At 68.8% G+C, this 26171-nt stretch carries 27 protein-coding genes; 13 read left to right on the plus strand and 14 right to left on the minus strand.

Features of this window, described 5'->3' with window-relative positions; translation table 11 throughout:
• Positions 1–231 precede the first annotated feature (231 nt).
• The 3 genes from ribA to TMO_RS32615 form a co-directional block, all read right to left on the minus strand.
• A complete protein-coding gene (gene ribA / locus TMO_RS17290) occupies positions 232–1347 on the minus strand; it encodes a GTP cyclohydrolase II (protein ID WP_014746947.1) in 1116 nt (371 codons plus the stop codon).
• 62 nt (positions 1348–1409) lie between these two features.
• Positions 1410–2003, minus strand: coding sequence for a YceI family protein (locus TMO_RS17295; RefSeq protein ID WP_041606818.1), 594 nt, complete (start codon positions 2001–2003; stop codon positions 1410–1412).
• A 53-nt stretch (positions 2004–2056) separates the two neighbouring features.
• Positions 2057–2845: a CDP-alcohol phosphatidyltransferase family protein gene (locus tag TMO_RS32615; RefSeq protein ID WP_014746949.1), complete on the minus strand. Its 789-nt coding sequence runs from the start codon at positions 2843–2845 to the stop codon at positions 2057–2059.
• 234 nt (positions 2846–3079) lie between these two features.
• Here TMO_RS32615 and TMO_RS17305 point away from each other — a divergent pair, with 234 nt between their 5' ends.
• The 6 genes from TMO_RS17305 (at position 3080) to TMO_RS17330 (ending at position 8255) form a co-directional block, all read left to right on the plus strand.
• Positions 3080–4150 carry a RibD family protein gene (locus TMO_RS17305; protein WP_014746950.1) on the plus strand — a complete coding sequence of 357 codons (1071 nt, stop codon included), beginning with the start codon at positions 3080–3082 and terminating at the stop codon, positions 4148–4150.
• Entirely contained in the window at positions 4147–5103 is a 957-nt protein-coding gene (locus TMO_RS17310) for a zinc-dependent alcohol dehydrogenase (protein ID WP_014746951.1), read from the plus strand. The genes TMO_RS17305 and TMO_RS17310 overlap by 4 nt, the downstream gene beginning before the upstream one ends.
• A 48-nt stretch (positions 5104–5151) precedes the next feature.
• Positions 5152–5571 (plus strand): 6-pyruvoyl trahydropterin synthase family protein, encoded by a 420-nt coding sequence (locus TMO_RS17315; protein WP_014746952.1) that lies wholly within the window; start codon positions 5152–5154, stop codon positions 5569–5571.
• Positions 5572–5585: 14 nt separating this feature from the next.
• Positions 5586–6653 (plus strand): glycosyltransferase family 4 protein, encoded by a 1068-nt coding sequence (locus tag TMO_RS17320; RefSeq protein WP_014746953.1) that lies wholly within the window; start codon positions 5586–5588, stop codon positions 6651–6653.
• Entirely contained in the window at positions 6653–7480 is an 828-nt protein-coding gene (locus TMO_RS17325; protein ID WP_014746954.1) for a class I SAM-dependent methyltransferase, read from the plus strand. The genes TMO_RS17320 and TMO_RS17325 overlap by 1 nt, the downstream gene beginning before the upstream one ends.
• Before the next feature lie 73 nt (positions 7481–7553).
• Complete coding sequence (locus TMO_RS17330) at positions 7554–8255, plus strand: response regulator transcription factor (RefSeq protein WP_014746955.1); 702 nt, start codon at positions 7554–7556, stop codon at positions 8253–8255.
• Positions 8256–8261: 6 nt separating this feature from the next.
• On the opposite strand, the gene TMO_RS17335 is transcribed toward TMO_RS17330, so the two are convergent.
• A complete protein-coding gene (locus tag TMO_RS17335) occupies positions 8262–9170 on the minus strand; it encodes a LysR family transcriptional regulator (protein ID WP_014746956.1) in 909 nt (302 codons plus the stop codon).
• Positions 9171–9293: 123 nt separating this feature from the next.
• Here TMO_RS17335 and TMO_RS17340 point away from each other — a divergent pair, with 123 nt between their 5' ends.
• Positions 9294–9950: a type 1 glutamine amidotransferase domain-containing protein gene (locus TMO_RS17340; protein ID WP_014746958.1), complete on the plus strand. Its 657-nt coding sequence runs from the start codon at positions 9294–9296 to the stop codon at positions 9948–9950.
• Between the two features lie 47 nt (positions 9951–9997).
• On the opposite strand, the gene TMO_RS17345 is transcribed toward TMO_RS17340, so the two are convergent.
• The 4 genes from TMO_RS17345 to TMO_RS17360 form a co-directional block, all read right to left on the minus strand.
• On the minus strand, positions 9998–10759 hold the full coding sequence (locus tag TMO_RS17345; RefSeq protein WP_014746959.1) for an enoyl-CoA hydratase/isomerase family protein: 762 nt from the start codon (positions 10757–10759) through the stop codon (positions 9998–10000).
• 115 nt (positions 10760–10874) lie between these two features.
• Positions 10875–11582 (minus strand): helix-turn-helix domain-containing protein, encoded by a 708-nt coding sequence (locus tag TMO_RS31290; protein ID WP_014746960.1) that lies wholly within the window; start codon positions 11580–11582, stop codon positions 10875–10877.
• Positions 11583–11600: 18 nt separating this feature from the next.
• Positions 11601–13214: a YifB family Mg chelatase-like AAA ATPase gene (locus tag TMO_RS17355; RefSeq protein WP_014746961.1), complete on the minus strand. Its 1614-nt coding sequence runs from the start codon at positions 13212–13214 to the stop codon at positions 11601–11603.
• A 711-nt stretch (positions 13215–13925) separates the two neighbouring features.
• Entirely contained in the window at positions 13926–14474 is a 549-nt protein-coding gene (locus TMO_RS17360; RefSeq protein ID WP_041605079.1) for a DUF2244 domain-containing protein, read from the minus strand.
• A 126-nt stretch (positions 14475–14600) separates the two neighbouring features.
• Here TMO_RS17360 and nth point away from each other — a divergent pair, with 126 nt between their 5' ends.
• From nth to TMO_RS30565, 3 genes are all read left to right on the plus strand, one after another.
• Entirely contained in the window at positions 14601–15278 is a 678-nt protein-coding gene (nth, locus tag TMO_RS17365; RefSeq protein ID WP_051045412.1) for an endonuclease III, read from the plus strand.
• A gap of 46 nt (positions 15279–15324) precedes the next feature.
• Complete coding sequence (locus TMO_RS32305) at positions 15325–15534, plus strand: hypothetical protein (RefSeq protein ID WP_228382243.1); 210 nt, start codon at positions 15325–15327, stop codon at positions 15532–15534.
• A gap of 84 nt (positions 15535–15618) precedes the next feature.
• Positions 15619–16353, plus strand: coding sequence for a hypothetical protein (locus TMO_RS30565; protein WP_228382244.1), 735 nt, complete (start codon positions 15619–15621; stop codon positions 16351–16353).
• Here the strand turns inward: TMO_RS30565 and ppa are convergent.
• The 4 genes from ppa to TMO_RS17390 form a co-directional block, all read right to left on the minus strand.
• Complete coding sequence (gene ppa, locus TMO_RS17375) at positions 16248–16775, minus strand: inorganic diphosphatase (RefSeq protein ID WP_014746965.1); 528 nt, start codon at positions 16773–16775, stop codon at positions 16248–16250. The genes TMO_RS30565 and ppa overlap by 106 nt on opposite strands.
• Positions 16776–16868: 93 nt before the next feature.
• Positions 16869–18233: an AmpG family muropeptide MFS transporter gene (locus TMO_RS17380; protein WP_014746966.1), complete on the minus strand. Its 1365-nt coding sequence runs from the start codon at positions 18231–18233 to the stop codon at positions 16869–16871.
• A 25-nt stretch (positions 18234–18258) separates the two neighbouring features.
• Positions 18259–20085, minus strand: a complete 1827-nt coding sequence (gene typA, locus TMO_RS17385) for a translational GTPase TypA (RefSeq protein ID WP_014746967.1) — start codon at positions 20083–20085, stop codon at positions 18259–18261.
• 71 nt (positions 20086–20156) lie between these two features.
• The gene (locus tag TMO_RS17390) at positions 20157–21149 is read right to left on the minus strand and encodes an adenosine kinase (protein ID WP_014746968.1); all 993 of its coding nucleotides are present in this window, start codon (positions 21147–21149) and stop codon (positions 20157–20159) included.
• Between the two features lie 343 nt (positions 21150–21492).
• On the opposite strand from TMO_RS17390, the gene TMO_RS17395 reads away from it, so the two are divergent.
• Both TMO_RS17395 and TMO_RS17400 read left to right on the plus strand, forming a co-directional pair.
• Positions 21493–22188 (plus strand): EI24 domain-containing protein, encoded by a 696-nt coding sequence (locus TMO_RS17395; protein ID WP_014746969.1) that lies wholly within the window; start codon positions 21493–21495, stop codon positions 22186–22188.
• A 16-nt stretch (positions 22189–22204) separates the two neighbouring features.
• The gene (locus TMO_RS17400) at positions 22205–22633 is read left to right on the plus strand and encodes a hypothetical protein (RefSeq protein WP_145978167.1); all 429 of its coding nucleotides are present in this window, start codon (positions 22205–22207) and stop codon (positions 22631–22633) included.
• Positions 22634–22639: 6 nt separating this feature from the next.
• Here the strand turns inward: TMO_RS17400 and TMO_RS17405 are convergent, their stop codons facing one another.
• Entirely contained in the window at positions 22640–23638 is a 999-nt protein-coding gene (locus TMO_RS17405) for a hypothetical protein (protein ID WP_145978168.1), read from the minus strand.
• A gap of 57 nt (positions 23639–23695) precedes the next feature.
• Positions 23696–25228, minus strand: coding sequence for an alkaline phosphatase family protein (locus TMO_RS17410; RefSeq protein WP_014746972.1), 1533 nt, complete (start codon positions 25226–25228; stop codon positions 23696–23698).
• 193 nt (positions 25229–25421) lie between these two features.
• On the opposite strand from TMO_RS17410, the gene TMO_RS31295 reads away from it, so the two are divergent.
• The gene (locus tag TMO_RS31295) at positions 25422–26123 is read left to right on the plus strand and encodes a GntR family transcriptional regulator (protein WP_014746973.1); all 702 of its coding nucleotides are present in this window, start codon (positions 25422–25424) and stop codon (positions 26121–26123) included.
• Positions 26124–26171 lie beyond the last annotated feature (48 nt).

Below are 26171 nucleotides of genomic sequence, written 5' to 3' on the forward strand. Positions count from 1 at the left end.
CCCCCGTCTGCCGGGCAGACGGTCTGGGCGGGCAGTCATGGCGCGCGGACCGGCGCCGTCGGGGTCTTAATATTCAAGCATCGTGCCAACCGTGATCCGGTGCAAATCACGGCGCTGTCGACGAAAAAACGCCGCGACGCCCGGCTGGGGGCGATCGCGGCGCGGTCCGGTTGTGTCGGCGGTGCCGGCCGGCCCGGCAGCATTTGCCGGGCGGCAGCCCTTGCCGCGCGGCTACAGCATGTGCCCGGCCCGGCGAGCCTTGGTCGACAGATAGCCGGCATTGTGGCCGTTGGCGGGGAAGGCATGGGGCACCCGCTCCACCACCTCGATGCCATGGGCGCCCAGCGCCTGCACCTTGGCCGGGTTGTTGGTCAGCAGCCGGATGCGCTGATGGCCAAGCGCCCGCAGCATTTCGGCCGCCGGGCGGAAATCGCGCTCGTCGGCCTCAAAGCCCAGCGCCAGATTGGCATCCACCGTATCCAGGCCGCGATCCTGCAGGTCATAGGCCCGCAGCTTGTTGATCAGCCCGATGCCGCGGCCCTCCTGGGCCATGTACAGCACCACGCCGCCGCCGGCGGCGGCCATGGTCCGGATTGCCCCCTTCAGCTGTTCGCCGCAATCGCAGCGCAGAGAGCCGAGCAGGTCGCCGGTGAAGCATTCGGAATGCAGCCGGGCCAGGATCGGCGCATCCGCCGCAGGCTCGCCCACCACGATCGCCAGATGTTCCGGCCCGCCGTCGGATGGGCGGAAGGCGATGATCCGGCAATTCTCGGCATCGGCCAGCGGCACCCGGGCCTCGGCCACACGCTTCAGCCGGCCGGCCGCGATCTGGCCTTCCTTCAGCAGCTTCGCCTCGATGATGACGGGATCGAGCGCCGAGGCCCCGCCGGGTAGCCGGCCTGAGGGCAGTTCAACGGACACCAGCGCCGGCAGCAGGCCGGCCCGTTTGGCAAGCGCGATGGCCGCGGCCGAGGCCCGTCCGGCCGGGCGCAGCCGGCCAAGAGCACGTTCGCGTGCGGCCGTGCCGTCGTCGCTGCGGGTCGGGTCGGCCGCCAGCCGCCAGGCCGGGTCGCTGATGTCGCGGATGGGTGCCGCCACCGGCTCCACGCCGCGCGGATCATCCGCCTCGATCGGCGCGACCAGCCCGGCCAGCGCCGCGCGGCGGCGGGAAATCAGCAGGTCGGCGGGGGCGCCGGTCAGGATGGCGAGGGCGGCGAGGCGATCGGGCGAGGCGCGTTCGGGAGAGAGCGCCAGCACATCGGCCTGATCGTCGCGCAGCAGCACGGCGCCGCCGGCGCGCAATTCGGCCTGGGCACGCTGCAGTCGCCGCTCCGTCGCCTCACTCATCTGATCGTCCTCGTCATTGGACCTGTCCGCGGGGGGGACACCGTCGGAGCCGGATGTCGCGTTCACTGCCGGCGTGCCTCCATTTCAAGGATCAGGGAGATCTCGTCACCGACGAGGTCGCCGTCCAGGCCATAGGTCATGCCGAAGTCGCTGCGGCGAATGGTACCACGCGCAGAAACCCCGATAACATAGGGGCGCGTACCGAATACGCCAGTCCCGAACGGATATTCGGCACTCTTGTTCCACGTCACGTCCAGAGTCATGGGTTTTCGCACACCCAGCAACTCCAGTGTGCCGGTGATGCGCCCGGTCCGCTCGCCCGCAGGCTCGGCGCCGTCCAGGCGGAAGACCATGTCGGGGAATTCCTCGGCATTCAGGAAATCGGGCCCGCGCAAGTGCTCGTCCCGCTTGTCGTGATCGGTGAAGACGCTGGCGGTCTTCACCCGGATCTCGCCGCCGTCGAGCCGTTTCGCCGCCTCGTCGAAGCTGATTTCGCCCTCGACTTCGCGAAACCGGCCCAGCACGTTGGCATAGCCTGCATGCATGACCAGGAAGCCCACCACCGCATGTTCGGGATCCAGGGTGTAGGTCTCGGGTGCTGCCAGCGCCGGCTGCGCCGTCACGACCGAGGTCGCCATCAGGGCGGGGGGTGCCATCAGGGCGGGGAGGGCGAGCAGCCCTGCGGCGGCCCAGGCTCTGCGCATCGTCATCAGGGGGTCTCCTCGCGAGGGGTGCGGCTGCGGTGCAGCCTGATCACGGCCAGAAGGTCGACGGCGAAGGACCAGCCCAGCACGGCGACCGCGATCGCGGCCGAGACCGTGCCGGCGGTGGCGGAGATCGGGTTCAGCGCGCCGACCAGCGCCGCAACACCGAAGGCGCAGGCGGCCCGGCGGCGGTTGCTGGGGGGCAGGGGGGCTTTCAGGGGTGGCCAGGCCCAGGCCGCCGCCACCCACAGATAGCGCAGCGCCCCCGCCGCCAGCACCCAGGGGCCCGCCCGTCCCGCATCCAGCGTCGCCCAGGACAGCACCGCCACGAACAGCGCATCCAGTTCCATGTCGAACCGGGCGCCGAAGGGGCTGGCTACGCCGCGCCTGCGGGCGATCCAGCCGTCGACGCCGTCCAGCGCCAGGCAGATCGCCGCGGTCAGGAACAGCATCCAGGCGACCGGCCCGGCGGCTGCGCCATGATCCACCGCCATCAGCGGCTCGCCGATCGTGGCGGCGACCAGCGCCACCAGGCCTGCGCGCAGCAGGGTCACCCGGTTGGCCGGGCCCACTCGGGCCTGCGGCAGATGCTGGGCCAGCGCGGGGCCCGCGATGGCCAGTGCGAAGGCGAGCCAGGCCACCGCCTTCAGCGGATAGGCCGGGCCCAGCGCATCGCCCGCCCGCGCGGCGGCGACGACGCCTGCGGCCGCGACCAGCCCGGTCGCACCGATCGCATGCAGCCCTGCATCAAGTCTGAGCCGCGCCAGGGCGGCGGCCTCTCGTTTCCTCGCCATGCATCACCATATGGAGACGGAAGCGCCCCGGTTGTATGGGGCGTTCACCGGGAAAGACGGCGGAAGGTGCCGACCGGGGCCAGGGAGGTGAGCCGGGAACCGATCCGGCGGCCGGGCATTTGCGTAAGTTGCAGTATCTTTACGCAACCGCCACGCCTTCGGATCGCTTGTCGCCTGTCGATCGTCCCGACCGGCACCCACCGAAGGGCAGGGCAGGGGAGAAGGACCACCAGGATGGACATGCCACCCGCCGATGCCGTCCCCGCCGCCCGAAATCCGGTGACGGAGAACGGAACCGTCACCGCCGGGGCTGGTTCCGCCGCGACCCGTCTGTCTGCGCTGCGTCCCCACCATCCTGTCGGCCGGCCGGCCCGGCCCCATCCCGTGCGTCTGGATGCGGCCGTGGTCTGGGACGGGCTGCTGGCCCTTGCCGCCGCGCCCGATCTGCCGGCGGGCCTGGCGCTTGGGCCCGACGGCCGGCTGGTGCCGGCGGCGACGCCGCTTGCCGCCGATGCGGTGCTGCTGGACGATCATGCGGACGAGCCCGCCATGCGCTGGGCGACGCGGATCGAGCTGGACCCGGCCGCCGCCCGGCTGCTCGATCTCTATCTTCCGGTGCTCCGCCCTGCCCCGGCCGACAGGCCGCGGGTCTCGGCCCATCTGGCCCAGAGCCTGGACGGCCGCATCGCCACCACCAGCGGCTGTTCGCAATGGCTGTCGGGCGAGGAAGACCTTGTGCACGCCCATCGCATGCGTGCGCTTTCCGACGCGGTGCTGGTCGGCGCCGGCACCGTCGAGGCTGATGACCCGCGCCTGACCGTGCGCCTGGTGCCCGGTCCCAACCCGGTCCGGGTGGTGATCGATGCCGGCGGGCGGCTCGAAGCTGACCACAAACTGTTCGGGGATGGGGCCGCCCGTACCCTGGTTCTCCATGCCGCCGATGTCCCTCCCCCGCCGGCGACCGATCAGGTCGAGCCGGTGGCGGTGCCGCGCCGGCCCTGCGGCACGCTGGATCCGCATCAGGCGCTGCGGCAGCTGCGGGCCCGCGGCATCCGCCGGATCTTCGTCGAAGGCGGCGGGGTCACGGTCTCGAAGCTCATTCAGGCCGGTGCGGTCGACCGGCTGCAGATGGCGATCGCGCCGGTGCTGCTCGGCTCGGGCCGGCCGGTGCTGTGCCTGCCCGAAATCGATCATCTCGACCAGGCCATCCGCCCGCCGGTCCGCCATTTCATCATGGGCGCCGACATTCTGGTCGAATGCTGCCTGGATCTTCTCCCGCGCAGTGCCGGAGGTCAGCCCGGATGATGACCCGCGCCCTCTGGACGGTCGCTCCCGGCCGTTTCGAGATCCGCACCGGCACGCTTGCCACCGACACCACCGGCATGATCGAAGTCCGCGCCCTGCAAAGCGCCGTCAGCCGCGGCACCGAACGCCTGGTCGCCGGCGGTCTGGTGCCGGAAAGCGAATACGAGCGGATGCGTGCGCCGCTTCAGGAAGGCGACTTCCCCTTCCCGGTGAAATACGGCTACGCCATGGTCGGGCTGGACCCGAAGGGCGATCGCGTCTTCGTGCTCCACCCCCATCAGGACCGGTTTCTGGCCCCGGCTGCCATGCTCCGCCCGGTGCCAGACGCGGTCCCCACCGCCCGGGCGGTGCTGGCCGCCAATATGGAAACCGCGGTCAACGTGCTCTGGGATGCCGGCGCCGGGCCGGGCGACCGGATCACGGTGGTCGGCGCCGGCCTGGTCGGCCTGCTGATCGCCCGTCTGGCCCACCGGCTGCCCGGGGCGGTGGTCGAGATCATCGACCGCGATCCCGGCCGGGCGGCGGCGGCCGCGGCGCTCGACCTGCCCTTCCGCGCGCCCGATGCCGCCGCGCCGGATCGCGATCTGGTGATCAATGTCAGCGCCTCGGCCGCCGGGCTCGATCTGGCGCTCGATCTCGCCGGCATGGAGGCGCGGGTGGTGGAGGCCAGCTGGCATGGCGACCGCGAGACCCCGATCAATCTGGGCCGCGCCTTCCACGCCCGGCGCCTGAAGCTGATCTCGTCCCAGGTCGGCCAGGTCTCGGCCGGCCGGCGCGCACGCTGGAGCCATGCCAACCGGCTGGACCTGGCGCTCCGCCTGCTCGACGATGCCGCATTGGATGCGCTGGTGGTCGACGAGGTCGCCTTCGCCGCCGCCCCCGCCCGGCTCGCCACCCATCTCTCCGGGCCGGATCCCGATCTGCGCGGCACGGTGCTGCGTATCGTCTATTGATCCACGCTCTCTCCCCTCTCCGCCCCCTTATCTGAGGATCTGCACCCGATGTTCACCCTCGGCGTCCGCGACCATGTGATGATCGCCCACAGTTTCCGTGGCGAGATCTTCGGCCCGGCCCAGCGTCTGCATGGCGCGACCTATGTGGTCGATGTCGAATTCAAGCGGCGGGCGCTCGACGATGACGGGCTGGTGGTCGATATCGGCCTGGCCCATCAGGCGCTGAAGGCGGCGCTGGAGCCGCTGGCCTATCGCAATCTCGACGATCTGCCGGAATTCGCCGGGCGGAACACCACCACCGAATTCCTGGCCCGCCACATCCATGGCCGGATGGCGGCGGCGATCGATGCCGGCGATCTTGGGGCTTCTGCCTCCGGGATCGATGCGATCCGGATCGTGCTGCATGAAAGCCATGTCGCCTGGGCCGCCTTCGAGGGCCCGGTCGGCGATGCTGCTCGCGCCGGCTGAAGGCTGCCGCCGGGATGCTGGACCCTGTCGATCTTCTGCTTGCGGTGCCGGGGCCGGTCGACCTCGCCACCGGGGGCTATGTCTATGACCGCCGGATCATGGCGGCGGCCGCCGGGCTTGGGGTGGTCGTCGAAACCCTGGCCCTGCCCGGCGGGCCGCCGCCAGTCGGGCCCCCGGCGCTCGCCATGCTCCGCGACCGGCTGGCCGCCGGTCCGGTGCGGGCGCTGCTGATCGACGGCCTGGCCCTGCCGGGGCTGGCGCCGCTGCTCGGCGAGATCACGCCCGCGGGCAGCGGCGGCCCGCGGCGGATCGCGCTGGTCCATCACCCCTGTGCGCTCGAAACCGGTCTTGCACCCCAGGTCGCGGCCGATCTGGCCGGGCTGGAACGCGCGGCACTTGCCCGGGTCGATGCGGTGGTCGCCACCAGTCCCGCCACGGCGGCCCTGCTGCGCGACGAGCGCTGGACCGATCTGCCGGTGACGGTGATCGAACCCGGCCTCTCGATCGAACCCCTTCCCCATCAGGCCGCCCCCGACGGCGCGCTGCGCCTGCTGACGGTCGCGAGCCTCACGCCCCGCAAGGCGCATGAGGATCTGGTGGCGGCGCTCGGAAAGATCGGCCGCGATCACGAGTGGCGGCTGGATCTCGTCGGTCCCGACACACTGGACCTGCCCCATGCCGCTCGGGTGCGTGCGGCGATCCGGGCCGCCGGGCTGGGCGACCGGATCCATCTGCATGGCGTGCTCTCGGGCACCGATCTTGCCCGGCGCTATGCCGCGGCCGATGTTTTCGTGCTGCCCTCGCGCTTTGAAGGCTATGGCATGGCCTTCGCCGAGGCCCTGGCCGCCGGCCTGCCGGTTGTGGCCGCCCGGGCCGGCGCGGTGCCGGAGCTGGTGCCCGACAGCGCCGGGATTCTGGTGCCGCCGGGCGATGTCGATGCGCTGGCCGAAGCCCTGCGGCGGCTGATGGCGGATGCCGGGCTTCGCGGGCGGCTTGCCCGGGCCGCGGCAGAGGCCGGCGCCCGCCTGCCCCGCTGGCCCGATCAGGCCCGGCGGCTGGCCACCCTGATATCGGAGGTCTGATGGGGTTCGATCCCGACTGGCTGGCGCTGCGCGCCGGTTTCGACACCGCCGCCCGGGCGACGGCGCTTGAGGCACGGCTCGCCCGCCATGTCGCCGGCCGGCACGACATCAGGGTGGTCGATCTGGGGGCCGGCACCGGTGCCGGGCTGGTGCATCTGGCGCCAAGGCTGGGGGCCCGGCTCCGCCAGTCCTGGTGTCTGGTAGAGCGTGACCCGGTGCTGATCGCCGCCGGCCGCGCCCGGCTGTCGGTCCAGCCCGAAGCCGCGGGTGTCGCGGTCAACTGGCTGAAGGCGGATCTTGCCACCGCCGATCTGGCCCCGGTTCTGGAAGGTGCAAATCTCGTCCATTTCACCGCCCTCATCGATCTGGCCGGGCGCGCCTGGCTGGAAGATCTGGCCGGTGCCCTGGCCCGGGCCGGCGTGCCGGTTCTGGGTGCCCTCACCTGGGACGGGCGGATGGGCTGGGATCCGGCCGCCGCAACCGATGCCGATGCGGTGGCGGGTTTTGCGCGCCATCAGCGCCGCGACAAGGGGCTGGGCGGCCCGGCGCTCGGGCCCGACGCGGCGCCATATTTTGCCGAGGCGCTGCGGCGTCATGGTTTCGAGGTGACACTCGCCCGCTCCGACTGGGTGATCGGCCCCGACCATCCGGCGATGCATCAGGCGATGGTCGACGGCGTCGCCGGGGCCCTGGTCGATCTGGTCGATGGCGGCGAGGCGCCGGCCGGGCTGGTTGCCGATTTCCGTGCCGGCCGCGCTGCCGCCGGCCCCGGGCGGCTGGTGGTCGGGCATCTGGATCTGCTGGGCATTCCGCCCTCGCTTGCCTGATCCAATACTTGCCTGACCCGGCAGGGCCCCCGTAAAACCTTGGGGGACGCCATCCACGGAAAGCGCCGCCCACATGACCGCCCAGAAGCGCATCCTGCTGATCGACGACGATCCCCTGCTGCGCCAGACGCTTGCCGAGCAGCTGGCGCTCTACGAGGAATTCGCCATCGAAGAGGCGGCGAGCGGTGCCCAGGCGCTGGAGAAGGTGAAGGCGGGGCTGAAATCCACCCCCCATGACCTGGTCATTCTGGATATCGGCCTGCCCGATCTGGACGGGCGCGAGGTCTGCCGGCTGATGCGCCGCGCCGGGCTGAAGGCGCCGGTCGTGATGCTGACCGGTGCCGATACCGAGGCCGACACCATCCTGGGCCTGGATGCCGGGGCGAACGACTATGTCACCAAGCCGTTCCGCTTCGCGGTGCTGCTGGCCCGGGTGCGTGCCCATCTGCGTCAGCACGAACAATCCGACGATGCGGTCTTCGCGATCGGGCCCTATCAGTTCCGCCCGGCGGTGAAGATGCTGGTCACCGAAGACGGCAAGCGCAAGATCAGGCTCACCGACAAGGAAGCCCAGATCCTGAAATATCTCTACCGCGCGGGCGACAAGCCGGTGCCGCGCGACCGGCTGCTCGACGAGGTCTGGGGCTATAATGCCGGGGTCGCCACCCATACGCTGGAAACCCATATCTACCGCCTGCGCCAGAAGATAGAGCCCGACCCGGCCAATGCCCGGCTGCTGATCACCGAGGCCGGCGGCTACCGGCTCAATCTCTGATATCCTTCAGGTCCTGACCGCCGCGGCCGCGACCTCGCGCACCAGCCGACGCAGCCATCGATGGCCGTCATCCTCGCGGTGGCGGATATGCCAGGCCATGTGGCCGGGGAAACGGCCCAGATCCGCGGGCGGCTCCAGCACCTTCAGCCGCGGGTCGCCGGCCAGCCTGCGGCAGATCGCGGTCGGCAGGGTCGCGCAAAGATCGGTGGCGGCGACCAGTTCCGGGATGGCGAGGAAATGGGTCACCGAGACCGCGACCTCGCGCTCCAGCCCCAGCCGTTCCAGCACCTGAAACAGCCCCACTTTCAGCCGGCCGGGCGGCAGCAGGTTCACATGGCGCAGCCGTTCAAAGGCGGCGCGGTCCAGCCTGTCCCCTGCCGCATCGGGGTGGTCGGCGCGCAGCACGCAGGAAAGTCCGTCGGTCAGGATTTCCTGCACCACCAGCGTGTCCGGCGGATCGACGATCCGGCCCAGCGCCAGGGCGGTATCGCCCGTCAGCAGCCCGGTTTCGGCCAGATCCGCGCCGAAGGGCAGCACGCGGAGCCGCACCCCCGGCGCCTCTGCCTGAACCCGCGCCACCAGCGCCGGCAGCAGCACGAATTCGGCATAGCTGTTGGCCGAGATCACGAAGCTGCGCCGCGCGGTTGCGGGGTCGAAGCCCTGTGCCGCCAGCACGGCATCGTCGATCCCGGCCAGCGCCCTGGTGATCGCCGGGGCCAGCGCCAGGGCCTTTTCGGTCGGCCGCATGCCATAGCGCTCACGCACGAACAGCGGGTCGCCGATCAGCGCCCGCAGCCGGGTCAGCGCCCCGCTCACCGCCGGCTGGGTCATGCCCAGGCGATGGGCGGCGCGGGTCACGCTGCCTTCGTCGATCAGCGCGGCGAAGATCCGCATCAGGTTCAGGTCATACATCATCAGATATCATTTTAGCTGATATCTGGCATCGGTGCCGCGAATTTGAATCCGCCCGGCCGCCTCGCCACCTGAAGGATCGACCAGGACACATCATCACCCCCATCGATGAAGGGCCGATTTCTCATGAGCCGCATCCTGTTTATCCTCACCAGCCACGACTGCCTGCTCGACGGCAAGCCCACCGGCCTCTGGCTGGAAGAACATGCCGTGCCTTTCATGGCCTTCACCGAAGCCGGGCACGAGGTCACGGTCACCTCGGTCGCCGGCGGCGACGTGCCGGTCGATCCGAACAGCACCCCCTCCCCCGATCAGGCGGCAGCCTGGGCGCCGGCGATTGCGGCGCTGAAGGACACGCCGGCCTATGACCGCATCGATACCACCGGCTTCGATGCCGTCTATCTGCCCGGCGGCCATGGCACCATGTTCGACATGCCGTTCAATCGCCGCCTGCACGATCTGCTCTTCGCCTTTGCCGATGCCGGCCGGCTGGTCGCCGCGGTCTGCCATGCACCGGCGGTGTTCGGCGACATGCGCCGTCCCGACGGCACGCCCTTCGTCAAGGGCCGCCGGCTCGCCGCCTTCACCGACAGCGAGGAAGCGGCGGTGGGCGGCACCCACAACGTGCCCTTCCTGCTCGAAACCCGGCTGAAGCAGCTGGGCGCGCTGCATGAAGGTACCGCCGACTGGGGGGTGAAAGCCGTGCAGGACGGCCGGCTGATCACCGGCCAGAACCCGCAAAGCTCGGGCGAGGTGGCGCGGCTGGTGCTGGCCGCGCTTTAAGACGCCGACGGTCCCTTAGATACGGCTTCCGTCAGATACGGCTTCCGTCAGACATCGTCATAGACCGGTGCCCGCTTCTCCGTCAGCGCGGCATAGCCTTCCCGCGCTTCGGCAGAGGTGAAGCTGGCGCCGATCTCCGCCACCGCCGCCGCCCGGTCCAGCCGGCCGGCGGCGATGTCGTCCAGCAGGCGCTTGAAATTGCGCACCGTCTGCGGGGCCAGCCCGGCGATGCGAGCGGCATGGGCATCGACCGCGGCGGCCAGCGCCCCCTCTTCCCCGCCGGTCAGCTGGTCCAGAAAGCCGATGCGCAGCAGCTCGTCGGCATCCATCGGCTCGGCCAGGGCCAGCAGGCGTTTGGCGGCGGTGATGCCCAGCCTGGCGACGAAACGCTCAAGCCCCGTCACGTGATACATCACCCCGATCCGGGCCGGCGGCGCCACCGCCCGGCTGGCGGGGGTGCCGATGCGGATGTCGCAGGCCAGCGCCAGATCCACCCCGCCGCCATGGACCCCGCCGTTCAGCGCGCAGATCGTCGGCACCGCCACCCGGGCCACCCGTTCGCACAGCTTTTCCAGCGGGTTGTCGGTCCAGTCCACCCCGGCCAGATCGTCAAAGGCGACGCCGGAACAGAAGGTCCCGCCCTCCCCCGTCACCACCATCACCCGCACGCCGCGCGTGGCCTCGGCCTGATCGATCAGCCCGATCACCGCCGGGATCTCGCGCATCAGCAGCGCATTGCGCTTGGCCGGCCGGGTCAGCGTCAGGGTGGCACGCGGCCCCGCAATCTCCAGGCGGGCGGTCTCGATCATCCGGCAGGTCCTTTCGGGCTGGAACGGTATGGGGCTTATCGACGCATGGTTGATCGAAGCCCGCCCCGGATCAAGCTTTCAGGATAATGCTTCCATCCTCGCCCGTGTCAGGCCCTTAGTCCCGCTTCTTGGGCGGCCGGCCGCGGCGGCGGCGAGGCGGCGTCCGCAGCGGCGCGTCGCCTTCGGCGCGGGGGGTGATGCCCTCATAGGCATCGGCGATGTTCTGTACCGCCGCAGCCAGTGCCTGGCGCCGCATCGGGTCTTCGATCCGGGCATAGGCGACCAGCAGATCCTGAAGCTGACGATCTTCGGTGGTGACCGGTGTATTGGCCGAGAGCATTGCGGGCGCTTCGGCCAGTTGATCACCACTTAACCAGGCATCCAGATCGGTACCGGTGGGCAGACCATCGAAGAAGTAGGCGACGGGAACCCCCAGAAAGGTCGCGGCAATATACAATCGGCCTGCGCTGATGCGGTTCAGGCCGCGCTCGTATTTCTGGACCTGCTGGAAGGTCAGACCCAGAGCCTCGCCCAGCTGGTGCTGGCTGATCTCACGCATCTGGCGCAAGGCCAGCAGACGCGCACCCACATGGGCGTCGATCACCTGGGCGCTGGCCGAGCGGGTCTCCGGATCGATCGGAGTGGATTCGGCTGGCGGCCAGTCAGGCACGCCGCCCTCTGCGATCAACTGGCTCCCCGGTCCGCCCGGGCCCTTCTGTGCCGTCAGGCCCTTCCGGGGCTCGGTACCCTTCTGGGGTTCGGTGCCCTTCTGCACAGGCTTGGTCTGGCGCTTGGGGGCGTCATGCTGATTGTCGTCGGTCATGGCCAAGGGGTCCGTCGGTCACTGTGGGGGATGGGAGGGCCGGGCGTGCGGACCACCACGATCATGGGGCGGCCCTGCGGCGCGCAGGCCCGCTGCCGGGCCGGGCGGGCGGCGATAGGCCAGCGCCTCGCTCAACTGTGCGCGGCCGATCCGCTCGCGGCCGGCGAGATCGGCAATGGTCAGCGCAACCCGAAGAACCCGGGTCACGCCCCTTGCCGACAGGCGAAGCCGCTCCGATGCGCGCAACATCAGTTCCCGGGCCGGCCCGTCGAGGGCCGCTGCCCGATCAAGGGCCGTGCCCTCCAGCTCGGCATTGGTCATCGGGCGGCGCAGATGGGCAGGAGCCTCGTCCAGCCCGGCGAACCCGCGGTTACGTGCGTCGGCACGGGCGCGTGCCGCCAGTACCCGTGCTCGTATCGGCGCGCTCGCCTCTCCCGGGCCATGAGCCAGGATTGCAGCCGGCGGCGTCGGTGCCAGTTCGATCGTCATGTCGAAGCGGTCGAGCAACGGGCCCGAGAGGCGGTTTTGATAGTCGGCCGCGCAGCGCGGCGCGCGGTTGCAGGCCAGCATCGGGTCGGCGACATGGCCGCAGCGGCAGGGATTCATCGCCGCCAGCAGCTGAACGCGCGCCGGATAGGACACATGCATCGCTGCCCGCGATACCACAGCTTCCCCACTTTCCACCGGCTGACGCAGGGCCTCTAGTGTCGGTCGGGCGAATTCCGGCAATTCGTCCAGGAACAGCACGCCGCCATGGGCCAGGCTGATTTCGCCCGGACGGGCGCGGTTGCCGCCGCCCACCAGGGCTGCGGCCGACGCCGAATGATGCGGGTCGCGGAAGGGCCGGTTGATCCGCGGCCGGACCTGCCCGCGGCCGGCCACGCTTTCAATCAGGCACAGATCCAGCGATTCCGCCGGCGCCAGAGGGGGCAGCAGGCCGGGCAGTCGCCGGGCGAGCATGGATTTACCCGCGCCGGGCGGTCCGATCATCAGCAGATTATGGCGGCCGGCTGCGGCGATCTCCAACGCCCGCCGGGCCACCGGCTGGCCCCGGATATCCGCCATGTCGGGTAGGGGCGGCTCACCGTCCAGCCGGGGTTCCGGCGTCGTCGGCAGCGTACTGCGCCCGGTCAGGTGGCCCAGCAGGCCCAGCAGGTCGGGGGCTGCGATCACCGCATGGCGGTCACCTGCCCAGGCCGCCTCGTCCGCCGATGCGGCCGGGCAGATGATCCGCCGGCCGGTCTCGGCCGCAAGCACGGCCGCCGGCAGCACGCCGGCCACCGCGGCAAGCGTGCCGTCCAGTGCCAGCTCTCCCAGGGCCAGGTGGCCGTCCAACACCCCTGACGGCAGGGCGCCGATGCCGAGCATCAGGGCGAGCGCGATCGGCAGATCGTAATGCGACCCTTCCTTGGCGAGCCCCGCCGGGGCCAGATTGACCAGGATACGTTTCGCCGGCAGGGTCAGCCCCAGCCGGCCGAGGGCCGCCCGCACCCGTTCGCGCGCTTCCGTCACCGCCTTGTCGCCCAGACCCACCACGGCAAAGGCCGGCAGCCCGGCCGAGATCGCCACCTGAACCTCGACCGGGACGGCGCGGATGCCGGTGAGCGCGATGGTATCGACGCGCGCAGTCAACGGCACCGCTCCCGGTTCCGGGCTGCAAGGCCACCGGTGCATCTGTCGATCCGGGTCGGTGGATCAGTCCACAACGTCCGCACGCACGAACCCCTTCGCGACACGCCATCGGCGGGTGGCGTGTTGGCTTTCCTCAGAGTCTGTTCTACCTGATCGTTAGTCGACCATCATGATTTCGTCAATAATCATGGGGATAAAACGAAGCTATCAGAGTCATTTACAGCTAATACGTGTTCATACACAAGCATAAATACCTTGACGTGTAATTGGAGACAGGGGACTACTATAGCGAGTAGATTATTACTAATTTACTTCTTTAAGAGGAATTTCGCTCGGTTCAGGCGGTTAAGTATGAGGAATGAACCCGGTCAGGTGGCTTCACGGTTTTGGCTGAGAATTGGTGGATGTGCAGCTTTCTTAATCTTCAACCCGAATGAGGGTTTATTCATACATCATGCGCGAACCTGCCGTCTGGAAAAAATATACAATGCATCAAGCCTGTCGAATAATCTGCGATATGATGATATGCGCTTCGCGCCATTTTGTCTTATCACCCGGCAGTTCAGACAGGATTTATACCGCATGGGTTGTGCAGGACCGGCCGCATCAGGGCCGTCCTTGTCTTGTCCATCGAAACTTTTAAATGGAACGACACAATTCAGTGTCGGAATACTCAGGAACCGCCTTGTGCCGTCGAATGCCGGTACCGGTTCACGCGAGCAGCGTCTCCGTCGGCTGCGGCATCCTGGCCCGGTGCAGCGCGGTTTCCAGCGCCCGGGCCAGGTCGCGCCGCTCCTCGGGCGTCAGGAAATGGCCGATGATCAGCCGCCGGCCATGGCTGGTGAGGGCCAGTTCGCGCGGGCCGAAGCCGTCTTCCTCGCCCGCATCGGGCTCCACCAGTTCCACCCGCAGCCAGTAGGGCTGAAAATCATGGGCGCGGGTGCGGCCGCGATGGTCGGTCTGTTCCACCCGCAGCCGTTCATGGGTCAGGCGCAGCCGTTCAAACGCGCGGCCGCTGATATAGCTGGCGCGGAAGCCCAGCCAGACCAGCAGGATTTCCAGCCCGCAGAAGCCGAAGACCGGCCAGGCGCCCAGCGTCATGAAATAGATGCCCATGGGCGCGAGCACGCCCGCGAGGCCGAACATCACCCATCTGAACCCGCTGGGCGGCAGGGAGCGATGGGGCGTCAGCAGCGCGTCGAAAATGAGCGGACCTTCAGGGGATGGCCGGCTCTCGTCTCTGGTCTCTGGCTGGCTCATGGCTTCAGTATATGGAGCGGCCGGGCGGCCCGCCAAGCCGTTATTCTTCAGGCACCTGGGACAGGTTGACCCATGGATGCGGCCGCCGCTTCCCAAGGCCCGCCCGAGCGGCTATCGTCACCGCCCATGAAGCGCGCCGATGTCGAAGAATTCTTCCGCCGGCTCTCCGCCGCCGATCCGGCGCCCGAGACCGAGCTTGCCTATGGTAACGTCTACCAGCTGCTGGTGGCGGTGGTGCTGTCTGCCCAGGCGACCGATATCGGCGTCAACAAGGCGACCCGGCTGCTGTTCCAGCAGGTCTTCACCCCGGCCGACATGCTGGAACTGGGTGAAGAGGGGCTGCGCGGCCATATCAAAACCATCGGCCTGTTCAATGCCAAGGCGAAGAACGTCATCGCGCTCAGCCGCATTCTGGTGGAGCAGCATGGCGGCGAGGTGCCGCGCGACCGTGCCGCCCTGGAGGCCCTGCCCGGGGTCGGCCGCAAGACCGCCAATGTCGTGCTGAACGTGGCCTTCGGTGAGCCGACGATTGCGGTCGACACCCATATCTTCCGGGTCGGCAACCGCACCGGCCTCGCCCCCGGCAAGACCCCGCTCGACGTGGAGCGCGGGCTGGAGCGTAAGGTCCCGAAACACTACCGCCTCCACGCCCATCACTGGCTGATCCTGCACGGCCGCTATGTCTGCAAGGCCCGCAAACCCGACTGCCCCGCCTGCATCGTGGCCGATCTCTGCCGCTACAAGGACAAGACGCCGGGAGTGGCGGTGACTGGCGGTGTGGTCGGGACGTCAGACGGCATATAAGGGGTTTAGATCGAGTTTACCCATTTATATCCACATTCAGATATAAATGGGTAAACTCGATCAAACAGGTAAATTCGATAAAATCCGTTTCCTTCGGAGGGTGCAGATGGATCCGGTACGCAATCCCTTCGCACCTGGTGCCGGTACGCCGTCGCCCGAGGTTGCCGGGCGCGCGATGATTCTCGACGAGCTTACCGTCACGCTCCAGCGCATCGCCCTTGGAAAATTTGCCCAACCTGTTCCTGGCGGTTGGTGAAGCCGCCCGGTCAGCTGGGGTACCGTTCGCGATCCTGATCGACGAGATGCAGTATCTGGGGCGGCCCTCCCCCAGATTCTGGGGTTGGCGGGCGAATCGAAGTCCTATGCCGAGCGTCTGTTCAAATATCCGAAGATCGGTGCCTTGGAGGAAAAGGATGCCCGTGCGGCCCTGCTGGGGCCAATTCGTGAGGAAGGTGCACGGATCGAAGAGGCCGCGCTGACTGCTATTCTGGAGATCACCGAGCGATATCCGTATTTCCTTCAGCAATGGGGGCATGACGCCTGGAACGTCGCAGAACATGACATGATCACGGCAGTGGACGTGGAGGCGGCGACGGAGATTGCGATTCGCAAGCTGGACGACAATTTCTTCCGCGTCCGCTTCGATCGCTGCACGCCATCTGAAAAACGCTATATGAGGGCGTTGGCCGAGTTCGGCCCCGGCACCCATCGATCCGGAGATGTCGCGGACCGGCTTGGCCTGAAGACCACCAGCGTCGGGCCGGTCCGCAATAAGCTCATCCGCAAGGGCATGATCTATTCCCCACAGCACGGTGACACGGCTTTTACCGTTCCGCTTTTCGACGCCTATATGCGATGCGGCGTGTCATCCCGACTCTCGACTGATCCCGGACGTCTGCACGGCAAAAGGCCGGCGGAGCGATCCGCCGGCCTTTTCAATACGATCAGATGCCGCGCGAAGCGGCCGGCTCACTTGCCGGCGCGGGCGACACCTTCCTCGATCAGCCGCTTGGCGGTGTCGATGTCGTCCCAGCCGGTGACCTTCACCCACTTGCCCTTTTCGAGGTCCTTGTAGCGGGTGAAGAAATGCTCGATCTGGCGGATCAGCAGCTCCGGCAGGTCGGTATAGCTCTGGACATGGTCGTAGAGCGCCGAGACCTTCTGGTGCGGAACGGCCAGGATCTTTTCATCCATGCCGCTCTCGTCTTCCATCTTCAGCACGCCCACCGGCCGCGCGCGGATCACCGAGCCCGGCACGACCGGATAGGGCGTCACGACCATCACGTCCACCGGGTCGCCGTCATCGCCCAGGGTGTTGGGGATGAAGCCGTAATTGGCCGGGTAGAACATCGGCGTGGCGACGAAACGGTCGACCAGGATGGCGCCGCTGTCCTTGTCCAGCTCGTACTTCACCGGATCGGCGTTGGCAGGGATCTCGATGACGACATTGATGTCCGCAGGCACCGCGCGGCCGGCGGCGATCTTGGTCACGTCCATTGGTCGGGCCTCTTTCCCCGGTGGTACAGAAATGGCGATGTACACCCGGGGGTCGAGACGGGACGGCCGGGTGCGACCTCGCCGATCGATGCGCTAGATAGCACGATCTGCGGTTCTGCGCGAGACGAGCCGCAGCAGGATCAGCCCCGGAATCGCCGCAACCGTGGTTGCGAGGAAGAAGGCCGACCAGCCGAGTTCCTCGGCCATGATGCCGCTCGACGACGAAAGCCAGGTCCGCGCCACCGCCATGAAGGACGACAGCAGCGCATATTGCGTGGCGGTGTAAGAGACGTTGCACAGGCTCGACATATAGGCCACGAACACCGCCGTCCCCATGCCGCCGGCCAGATTCTCGAAGCCGATCACCGCCGCCAGCACCGCGACATCGGGGCCGGCCTCGGCCTGGACCATGAAGGCCAGGTTCGACAGCGCCTGCAGGATGCCGCAGATCCAGAGCGACCGGACGGTGCCCAGCGCCCCCAGCAGCGTGCCGCCGGCCCAGAAGCCGACCATCGAGGCCCAGAAGCCGAACAGTTTGGAAATCTCGGCGATCTGGGTCTTGTCGAAGCCGATATCGACCAGGAAGGGGTTGGTCATCACCCCGGCCAGGCTGTCGCCGAATTTGTAGAAGGCGACGAAGGCCAGGATCAGCCAGGCATGGGGCCGGGTCAGGAATTCCTGGAAGGGGGCCACCACCGCGGCATGCAGCCAGGCGCCGGCGCGGCCGATCGGCCCCTTTGCACCCAGCCGTTCCAGCAGCCGTCCGGCCCGGGCTTCGGCCTCGGCCGCATGGCTGCGATCCACCCGGGGTTCGGGGCCCGCCAGCACCGCCAGAACGCCCAGGCCCATCGCCGCCGCCATCACGGCATAGGCGGTGAACCAGTCGAAATAGGCGGCGAGATAAAGCGCGCCGGCGCCCGAGGCGAGCATGCCCAGCCGATAGCCGAACACCACCATCGCCGCACCGGCGCCCTGGCGGTCTTCGGGCAGGCGTTCCACCCGGTAGGCATCGATGACGATGTCCTGGCTGGCCGACGAAAAAGCCAGCAGCACCGCCCAGAGCGCGGTGGTCCAGGGGTCGGCGGCGGGGTCGGACAGCCCCAGCCCCAGCATGGTCAGGATAACCGCCGCCTGGGTCAGCAGCAGCCAGGACCGGCGGTGGCCGAACAGCCGGGCCAGGCCCGGCAGCCGCAGCTGGTCGATCAGCGGCGCCCAGATGAATTTGAGCGCATAGGGCGTCCCCACGGCGGCGAACAGGCCGATCGCCGCCTTGGAGATGCCGTCTTCCGTCAGCCGGACGCTGAGCGTGCCGAAACTGAGTGCGAGCGGCAGACCGCTCGCAAAACCCAGCACAAGGATCTGGATGAGGCGCGGCTCCAGATAGATCCGCGCCCCGGCAAGGAAGCGGCTGCCCCTGCCTGTCTCATCCCTGCCCTCGCCACCATCGGGTGTCGTCATGCGGGCATCCGTCCGACGGGTGGGATCAGGCCGAAGCGACGGCGCGGGCCGCCTTCTTGCGGTCGTTGGGGTCCAGGAAGCGCTTGCGCAGCCGGATCGACTTGGGCGTCACCTCGATCAGCTCGTCCTCGTCGATATAAGCGATCGCCTCTTCCAGGCTCATGATCTTCGGCGGCGTCAGGCGGATGGCGTCGTCCTTGCCGGCCGAGCGGATATTGGTCAGCTGCTTGGCCTTCAGCGGGTTGACGTCCAGGTCGTTGCCGCGCGAATGCTCGCCGATCACCATGCCGCCATAGACCCGGGTCTGGGGCTCGACGAACAGGATGCCGCGCTCCTCCAGGTTCCACAGCGCATAGGCGACCGCCTCGCCGGTGCCGTTGGACACCAGCACGCCGTTGCGCCGGCCTTCCACCTCACCCTTGTGCGGGCCGTAATGCGAGAACAGCCGGTTCAGCACGCCGGTGCCGCGGGTGTCCGACAGGAACTCGCTGCGATAGCCGATCAGGCCGCGCGACGGTGCCATGAACACGATCCGGGTCTTGCCGCCGCCCGAGGGGCGCATGTCGGTCATTTCGGCCCGGCGCAGGCTCATCTTTTCCACCACGACGCCCGAATACTCTTCGTCGACGTCGATGTGGACTTCTTCGATCGGCTCTTCCAGCTGGCCGGTCTCGGCGTTTTCGCGGAACAGCACGCGCGGGCGCGAGATCGACATCTCGAAGCCTTCGCGGCGCATGGTCTCGACCAGAACGCCCAGCTGAAGTTCGCCGCGGCCGGCGACTTCGAAGGCGTCCTTGCTCGGCAGCTCGGTCACGCGGATCGCGACATTGCTTTCCGCTTCGCGGAACAGCCGGTCGCGGATCATGCGCGAAGTGACCTTGTCGCCTTCCTGGCCGGCCAGCGGGCTGTCGTTGACCGAGATGCTGACCGCCATGGTCGGCGGATCGATCGGCCGGGCCGCCAGCGGCTCGGTGATGCCGACGGCACCGATGGTGTCGGCGACCGTGGTCTTCGACAGGCCGGCGATGGAGACGATGTCGCCGGCTTCCGCCTGGTCCACCGCTTCGCGCTTCAGCCCGTCGCTGCGCAGGATCTTGGTGATCCGCGCATCCTCGACCAGCGTGCCGTCGCGGCGCAGCGCCCGGACGGCCTGGTTCATCTTCACGACGCCCGAGGCGACCCGGCCGGTCAGCACGCGGCCGATATAGGGGTCGCTCTCGATCATGGTCGCGAGCATGGTGAACGGCGCGTCGCGGTCCACATCCGGGGCCGGCACGTGGGCGACGATCAGGTCGAGCAGCGGGTGCAGGTTCTCGCCCGAGGTCACCGGCTCCATCGAGGCCCAGCCCGACCGGCCCGAGGCATAGGCCACGGGGAAGTCCAGCTGGTGCTCGTCGGCACCCAGTGCCGCGAACAGGTCGAAGACCTCGTCGAGCACGGTGTCGGGGCGGGCGTCGGGGCGGTCCATCTTGTTGACCACCACGATCGGACGCAGGCCCTTGGCGAGCGCCTTGGAGAGCACGAACTTGGTCTGGGGCCGCACGCTTTCGGCCGAATCGACCAGAAGCAGGGCGCCGTCGACCATGTCGAGGATCCGCTCGACCTCACCGCCGAAATCGGCGTGGCCGGGGGTGTCGACGATGTTGAGGCGGTAATCCTTCCAGGCGACTGCCGTGCATTTGGCCAGGATGGTGATGCCGCGCTCGCGCTCGAGATCGTTCGAGTCCATCGCCCGTTCGGCGAGCTGCTGGTGGGCGCGCACGGCGCCGCTCTGCTGGAGCAGGGCGTCGATCAGCGTGGTCTTGCCGTGGTCGACGTGGGCGATGATCGCGAGATTGCGCAGGACGGTCATACGGGTCTGACAAGCCTTGAGAGACGACGGCGGCACCTCTTGTGCCGCCGTCCGCCCGCTTGGGCCCCGGTTCAGGCCGATCGCGCGACGAGATCCGCGATCGAACCGGCAGGGCGCGGGCCGATTTGGCCGATGATCCCGGCAGCCGCCAGGCCGCCGAGTCGGGCGGACCGCGCGAGATCGAACCCGTGGGTCAGCCCGTAAAGGAAACCAGCCGCATAGAGATCACCGGCGCCGGTGGTATCCACCACCGCTTCCACCGGGCTCGCCTCCACATGGACCGGCGCCCCCTCGCGGGGCACGATCACCGATCCGTGTTCGCTGCGGGTCAGCGCCGCAATCTCCACCCGGCCCGTCACCGAACGCATGGCCGCGTCGAAGTCGTCGGTCTCCGCAAGTGCGGTGATCTCGGCTTCGTTCGCGAACAGGATGTCGATGTGGTCGTCGATAAGCCGGTGGAACTCGGCACGGAAGCGGTCGACGCAGAACTTGTCGGACAGGCTGAATGCCACCCGTGTTCCATTGCGCCGTGCCGCCCGCATCGCCTTGAGGCAGGCTTCCTTCGCGGGTGCAAGATCCCACAAATAGCCTTCCACGTACAGTATTTCGGCACGCGCGACTTCGTTTTCGTCGACATCGTCCGGCGACAGGTGGACGCTGGCCCCCAGATAGGTGTTCATCGTCCGCTGGCCGTCGGGCGTGATCAGCACGAAGCAGCGCGCGGTGGGCGGGGTCGGTGCTGCGGCCGGCGTGTCATAGGCCACGCCCAGCGCCCGGATGTCGTGGCGGAAAACCTGGCCCAGCGTGTCGTCGGCCACCCGGCCGACAAAGGCGGTGCGCGCGCCCAGCGCCGCCAGACCCGCGATCGTGTTGGCCGCCGACCCGCCCGAGCTTTCGATCGCCGGGCCCATGGCTGCATAGATCGCCTCGGCCCGGTCGGTGTCGATCAGGGCCATGGTGCCCTTGACCATGCCCTGGGCGTCGAGGAAGCCGTCTTCCGTGCGGGCCAGGATGTCCAGGATGGCGTTGCCGAGGCCGAGCACGTGATAGGTCTTCTCCGTCATGATCGGTTCGTCTTCCTTTGCGCGGGGATGTTTCTTTGCACGAGGATGGGGGCGCGGGTGCCCGGGCGACCCTCAACCACAGGCTGCATGGCCGGTCGGCGGCAGTATAGCCGCCCCGGCCCGGAAGGGCGATCCCGGGCGCGCGGCATCTCGCCGGCTTTTGCGTCGCAATGCCGATTGCGCCCTTGAGTCCCGCCCGTCCCCGTCGTATGAATTCCCTACGGTTTCGCAGGCGCACCGTAACCGGATCACGGACCGGGGGGCGCCTCGGCCGGGGGGGCCGAACGGGCCCTCTTCCTCCCCGCGCTCCCCCTCCCCGCGCTCCCCGGAGACGACCCGCGCCATGGCGCTGATCACCACCACCGTCGGACGCACGCTCGGCAATCTCGACGATGCCCGCATGTGGCGTCCGCTCGGCATCGGCATCGTCGGTTCGGCGATCCTGATGGGCGTGCTGTGGTGGCTGGCTGTGGGCTGGGTGGATGCGACCGGGCTCACCGGCATCGGCTGGCTGGACACCACCATTTCTTACGCCGGCGATTTCGCCGTCATCGTCATCTCGGCCTGGCTGCTCTTCGTGCCGATCACCTCGGCGGTGATGGGCCTGGTGATCGACGAGGTCGCCGGGGTCGTGGAGCGGCGCAGCTATCCCGGATTGCCGCCGGCCAAAGGGGCCGGGTTCTGGGCCTCGCTCTGGTCCGGTGTCAGGTTCGGCGTCTTCGCGCTTCTGCTGAACCTGCTGGTGCTGCCGCTCTATTTCGTGCCGGTGGTCAACCTGGTCCTGTTCGTCGGGCTGAACGGCATCCTGCTCAGCCGGGAGTATTTCGAACTGGCGGCGCTGCGCCGTCTCGGCACGGCCGAGGCGAAGGCCATGCGGCTCCGCCACCGCACCACGCTCTTCGTGCATGGCGCCGCGGTCTCCTTCCTGTTCGCGATCCCCTTCGTGAACCTGACCGCGCCGATCATCGCCGCCGCCCTGTTCACCCATCTCTTCACCCTGATCCGGGAGCGCGAAGCCCGTGAGCTGCGCCGTCCGTAGCCAGATCGCCCGCCCCTTGGCCATCCGTCCTGTGGCCGCCCTTCTTCTCGGCCTTGCGGGCTTCGGCCTCGCCGGCTGTCAGACCACCAGCCCCGATATCGGGACGGCCCAGATCCGCCCGGCGCCCAAGCCTGCGCATGTGGCGCAGCCCTCGGGGCTGGCAGAGCTGCTGAAGCTGGATCAGGACGATCTGACCACCCGTTTCGGCCGGCCGGCGGTGGCGCGGCGCGAAGGCCAGTCGGTGTTCTGGCGCTATTCCGACAATCGCTGCGCGCTGATCCTGTATTTCCCGGCGATCGATGCGGCAAAGCCGGGCGGGGCGCGTCCCACCCATGGGGTGGTGCGCTGGTTCGGTCCGCAGGCGGCGGGGGCGGGCGATGCCGATTGCGTGGCGGGATTCGATCACGCCACCATCCAGGCCCGGCTGGCCGCGCCGGGCGTCTGAGCCTGTCTAGCCGGTTGCGGGCAGCAGGTTGATCGGTTTGCCCGGGGCGTCTGCAGGCGCCGTCTCGCCTGGATAGGGTGCCAGGCCCGACGGCGGCACCGGTCCCACCGGTGTGGCCGGCACGGTCGGTGGCGGCGGCACCTCTCGCGGCGGCAGAAGGGCCGGTGTCACGGGGATGGGGACCACCGCCTCCGTTGCGGGCATATCAGGCGTCGTCCCGGGTGCGGCCGCCTCGGGGGTGACGGTCGAGGGTGCCTGCACGGCGGCCTGCATCGCCTCCAGCCTGCGGCGCATCTCCTCGATCCGCTGGCGTTCCGCCGCGGCTTCATTGGGGGTGATCACCCCCAGGCGCATCCAGTCGTCGATGCGCCGGCCATGGGCCGCCAGCTCTTCGGCCGTCAGCTCGTTCGGATAGGGCAGCGTTTCCGCCGGGGCGGGCGGCAGCAGGGCATCTATGATCCGGGCCTGTTCGGCCCGCGCCTCTTCGGCGGTCATCTCGCGCGCGGCGACCATCTGCTTCAGCGCCTCGAAACGCGCCAGGGTCTCGCCGGGGGTGGGGGCCGGGGCCAGCGGGTCCACGGTAACCGAGGGCGTATGCGACAGCGGCAGCAGCCCGCCCAGATTGGTCGCCCGGCGTTCCGCCGCCAGCCTGGCCGTCACCAGATCGGCGGCACGCAGCCGCTCCATGGTCTGGAAGCGCCGCACCATGCCGGCGTCCAATGCCTGGTCCACCGGGGCGGGGCCCGGCCGTGGCCGGCTGCCGGGCGGCCACACCACCGGCTGCCAGGCCACCATCTGCACTGCGGCCGGCGAGTCGACCGTGATCGGCGCCTCGACGATGATCGGGTCGGTGCTCGGCAGGATCCGTTCCTCATCCGCCGGCGGTTCGGTCGTGATGCTCTCCGCGCAGCCGGTCAGGATCGCCGGCATGGCCAGCAGGGCCAGCAACAGGGCGATGGGGCGGCGCAGAAACAGGGGCATCGGGCGAACGGGTGTCATGCTCAAGAGAATAGGGTGTCCCGGCCGCGCCCGCCAGCCCTGCCCCTGCGGCAACATGCGGCCTCAGCCGATCCGCCGCCCGGCCTCGATATGGGCCCGCTCCCCGCGCAGCCGGCGGTCCAGCCGCTGGGCGAACCGCCCGGTGCCGACGGTCAGGCTCTGAACCGTCTCGGGTTCGGCGACCAGTTCGGCGTGTCTGTCCGAGAAATAGCCGATTCGGCTATTTTGGCCCATATTCATAGCCGATCCGTCAGCTGGGGCCATCGCCTCCCACACCGGGCGACCGCCATGGGGACCGGGTGCGATCGTATGTTCAAGCCCCATCATCGCCAGCATGGTCGGTACGATATCGGCGGTGCCGGTCGCGGTCTCGATCCTGGCCCCGCTCCGGAAGTGGTCGCCCAACAGCGCCCCCAGGCTCAGGATCTCCTTCGGGTGCAGCCCGCCATGGATGCCCACCCCGTCGCCCAGGCCGTTGTCATGCAGGCAGGTCCCGGTCAGGCCCCACTGGTCCGGTTCGTCGAAGTTCCGCAATACGAAAACAAGATCGGCTGCCCGGGCATGGTCGATGCCCGCGAGCCGCCGGTCGAAGGTCCCCGGGGCCTGGCCTTCCACCCCGTCCCGGCCGGGGGCCGAGAACACCATGCCGATCTCGTCCATCTCCATCAGCGCTGCCGCCACCCTCGCCGCCAGCGCCGGGGAACGATCACGCACCAGCATGTTTCCGCAATAGCCCGGAATCAGGGCCACATCGGCCCCGTCGGCCAGGTGCCGGTCGACCCTGAACCCCGCCGACCGCAGCGCCGCCGCCAGATCGAAGCGCCGTGTCTGGGTAACATGTGCATGATCTGACACAAAAATCAGCTGCACGCCCGCGGCCCGACCCTCGGCCTCCCACCAGTCCGCAACCCGGCCGATCTGGTCGTCCACCGCTCGCATCGCGCCCAACGAGGTTTCGGATCCGATGCCGAAAACATGGTAGGCATTGTCGGGCTCGCCATACCACAGGATGGTGACGTCCGGCAGGTCGCGGGTGATGACCGTCAGGAAGGCGTCGGTCATCCAGCGGGTGCCGGCCAGGTCCGGATACTGCTTCGGTGCCTCGGGCCGGCCTACCTCGTCCAGGATCGCCCGCACCTCGGCTTCGGGGAAGGAACTCTCGGGCTGGTGGACCGACAGGCACAGCGCGTCCAGCCCGGTCATCGGCTGCTTCAGCCGCACGCTGCCGGCGGAATTGGCCGACAGTACCTTCAGCCGCCGGCCGTTGGCCGCCAGAATCTCGCCCAGGGTCGGGGTCGTGAACAGCCGGCCGTCATAGGCCGCGGTCGCCTTGTCGATCTTGGCGACGTCATAGCCCTCGAAGCGCTCGCGGGCGTCGACCCGGGGGTCCAGGAAGAAGTTCGCCACCATGCCATGGCCGGATGGCCGGGCGCCGGTCACCAGGGTGGGCAGGTTGACATAGGTCTCGGTCGGGAAGGCGGCGGAATGGCGGGCCAGCACCGTGCCCCGCTCCAGCAGCGCCGTCAGCACCGGCATGCGATCGTGGGTGACGAGTTCCGGGCGCAGGCCGTCTAGGCCGATCAGCAGAAAGCGCATGGGGGGCGGGCTCCGGTGGCGGCGGCTGCCGAGAGGATCGGGAGGAGGTGACATAGCAGGATCATGTTGCACCTCTGTGATCGGCCTGCCCAGCCCTCTCTGGATTAAACCAGATATCGGTGCCCTCATCGGCTCTGGCGAGGGGGGGCGCGCTGCTGTTAGGTTGGGCGGATTTTCCCCGACGGACAAGCGGATGACCCTGCGCGACCCGATCTATCTCAAGGCCAAGACCCATCTGAGCGACGGGCTGGACGAGGGCCGCTGGCGGCCCGGCGACAAGCTGCCCTCGGAACGGGATCTGGCGCGCCAGCTCCTGCTGGACCGCAATCTCGTCCGCCATGCCCTGATGGCGCTGGAAGGCGAAGGGCGGGTGATGCGGCTGGATCGCCGGGGCTGGTTCGCCACCCCGCCCCGCCTGGCCTTCGACCCGGTCAACCATGTCAACTTCGCCCGCGCCGCCCGCGACCAGGGGCGGGATCCGGGCTGGCAGTCGCTGCAGCGCGACATGGTGCCCGCTCCCGGGCCCGAGGCCCGGGCGATGCGGCTTCCGCCCGGCACGCCGCTGCTGCGCACCTTCGCCTGGGGGGCCCTCGACGGGGTGCGGGTCTATGTCGAGGAAACCTTCTATAACCCCCGCCTCGGGCCGGTCGCCGATACGCAGTGGCGTGGACGCTCCACCACCGAGGTCTGGGAGGAGGATTTCGGCATCCGGCCCCGCCAGCGCAATCTTCTGGTCCGTCCCGTGCGGCTGGCGGGAGAGGTGCTCGAGGTTCTGGCACTGGCCCCGGGGGCTCCGGGGGTGTACATCCGCCGGATCAAGGTCGACGAGGTGGGCAATGTCATCGAGATCGACCATGAATACTGGCGGTTCGATGCCGTCGAATTCAGAATGTAAGTCCGACCATGCCGCATGGGGGCCGCCTGCCCGGCTCCCCCGTGCAGC

This window comes from Tistrella mobilis KA081020-065, from assembly GCF_000264455.2.
Classification (GTDB): Bacteria; Pseudomonadota; Alphaproteobacteria; order Tistrellales; family Tistrellaceae; genus Tistrella; species Tistrella mobilis.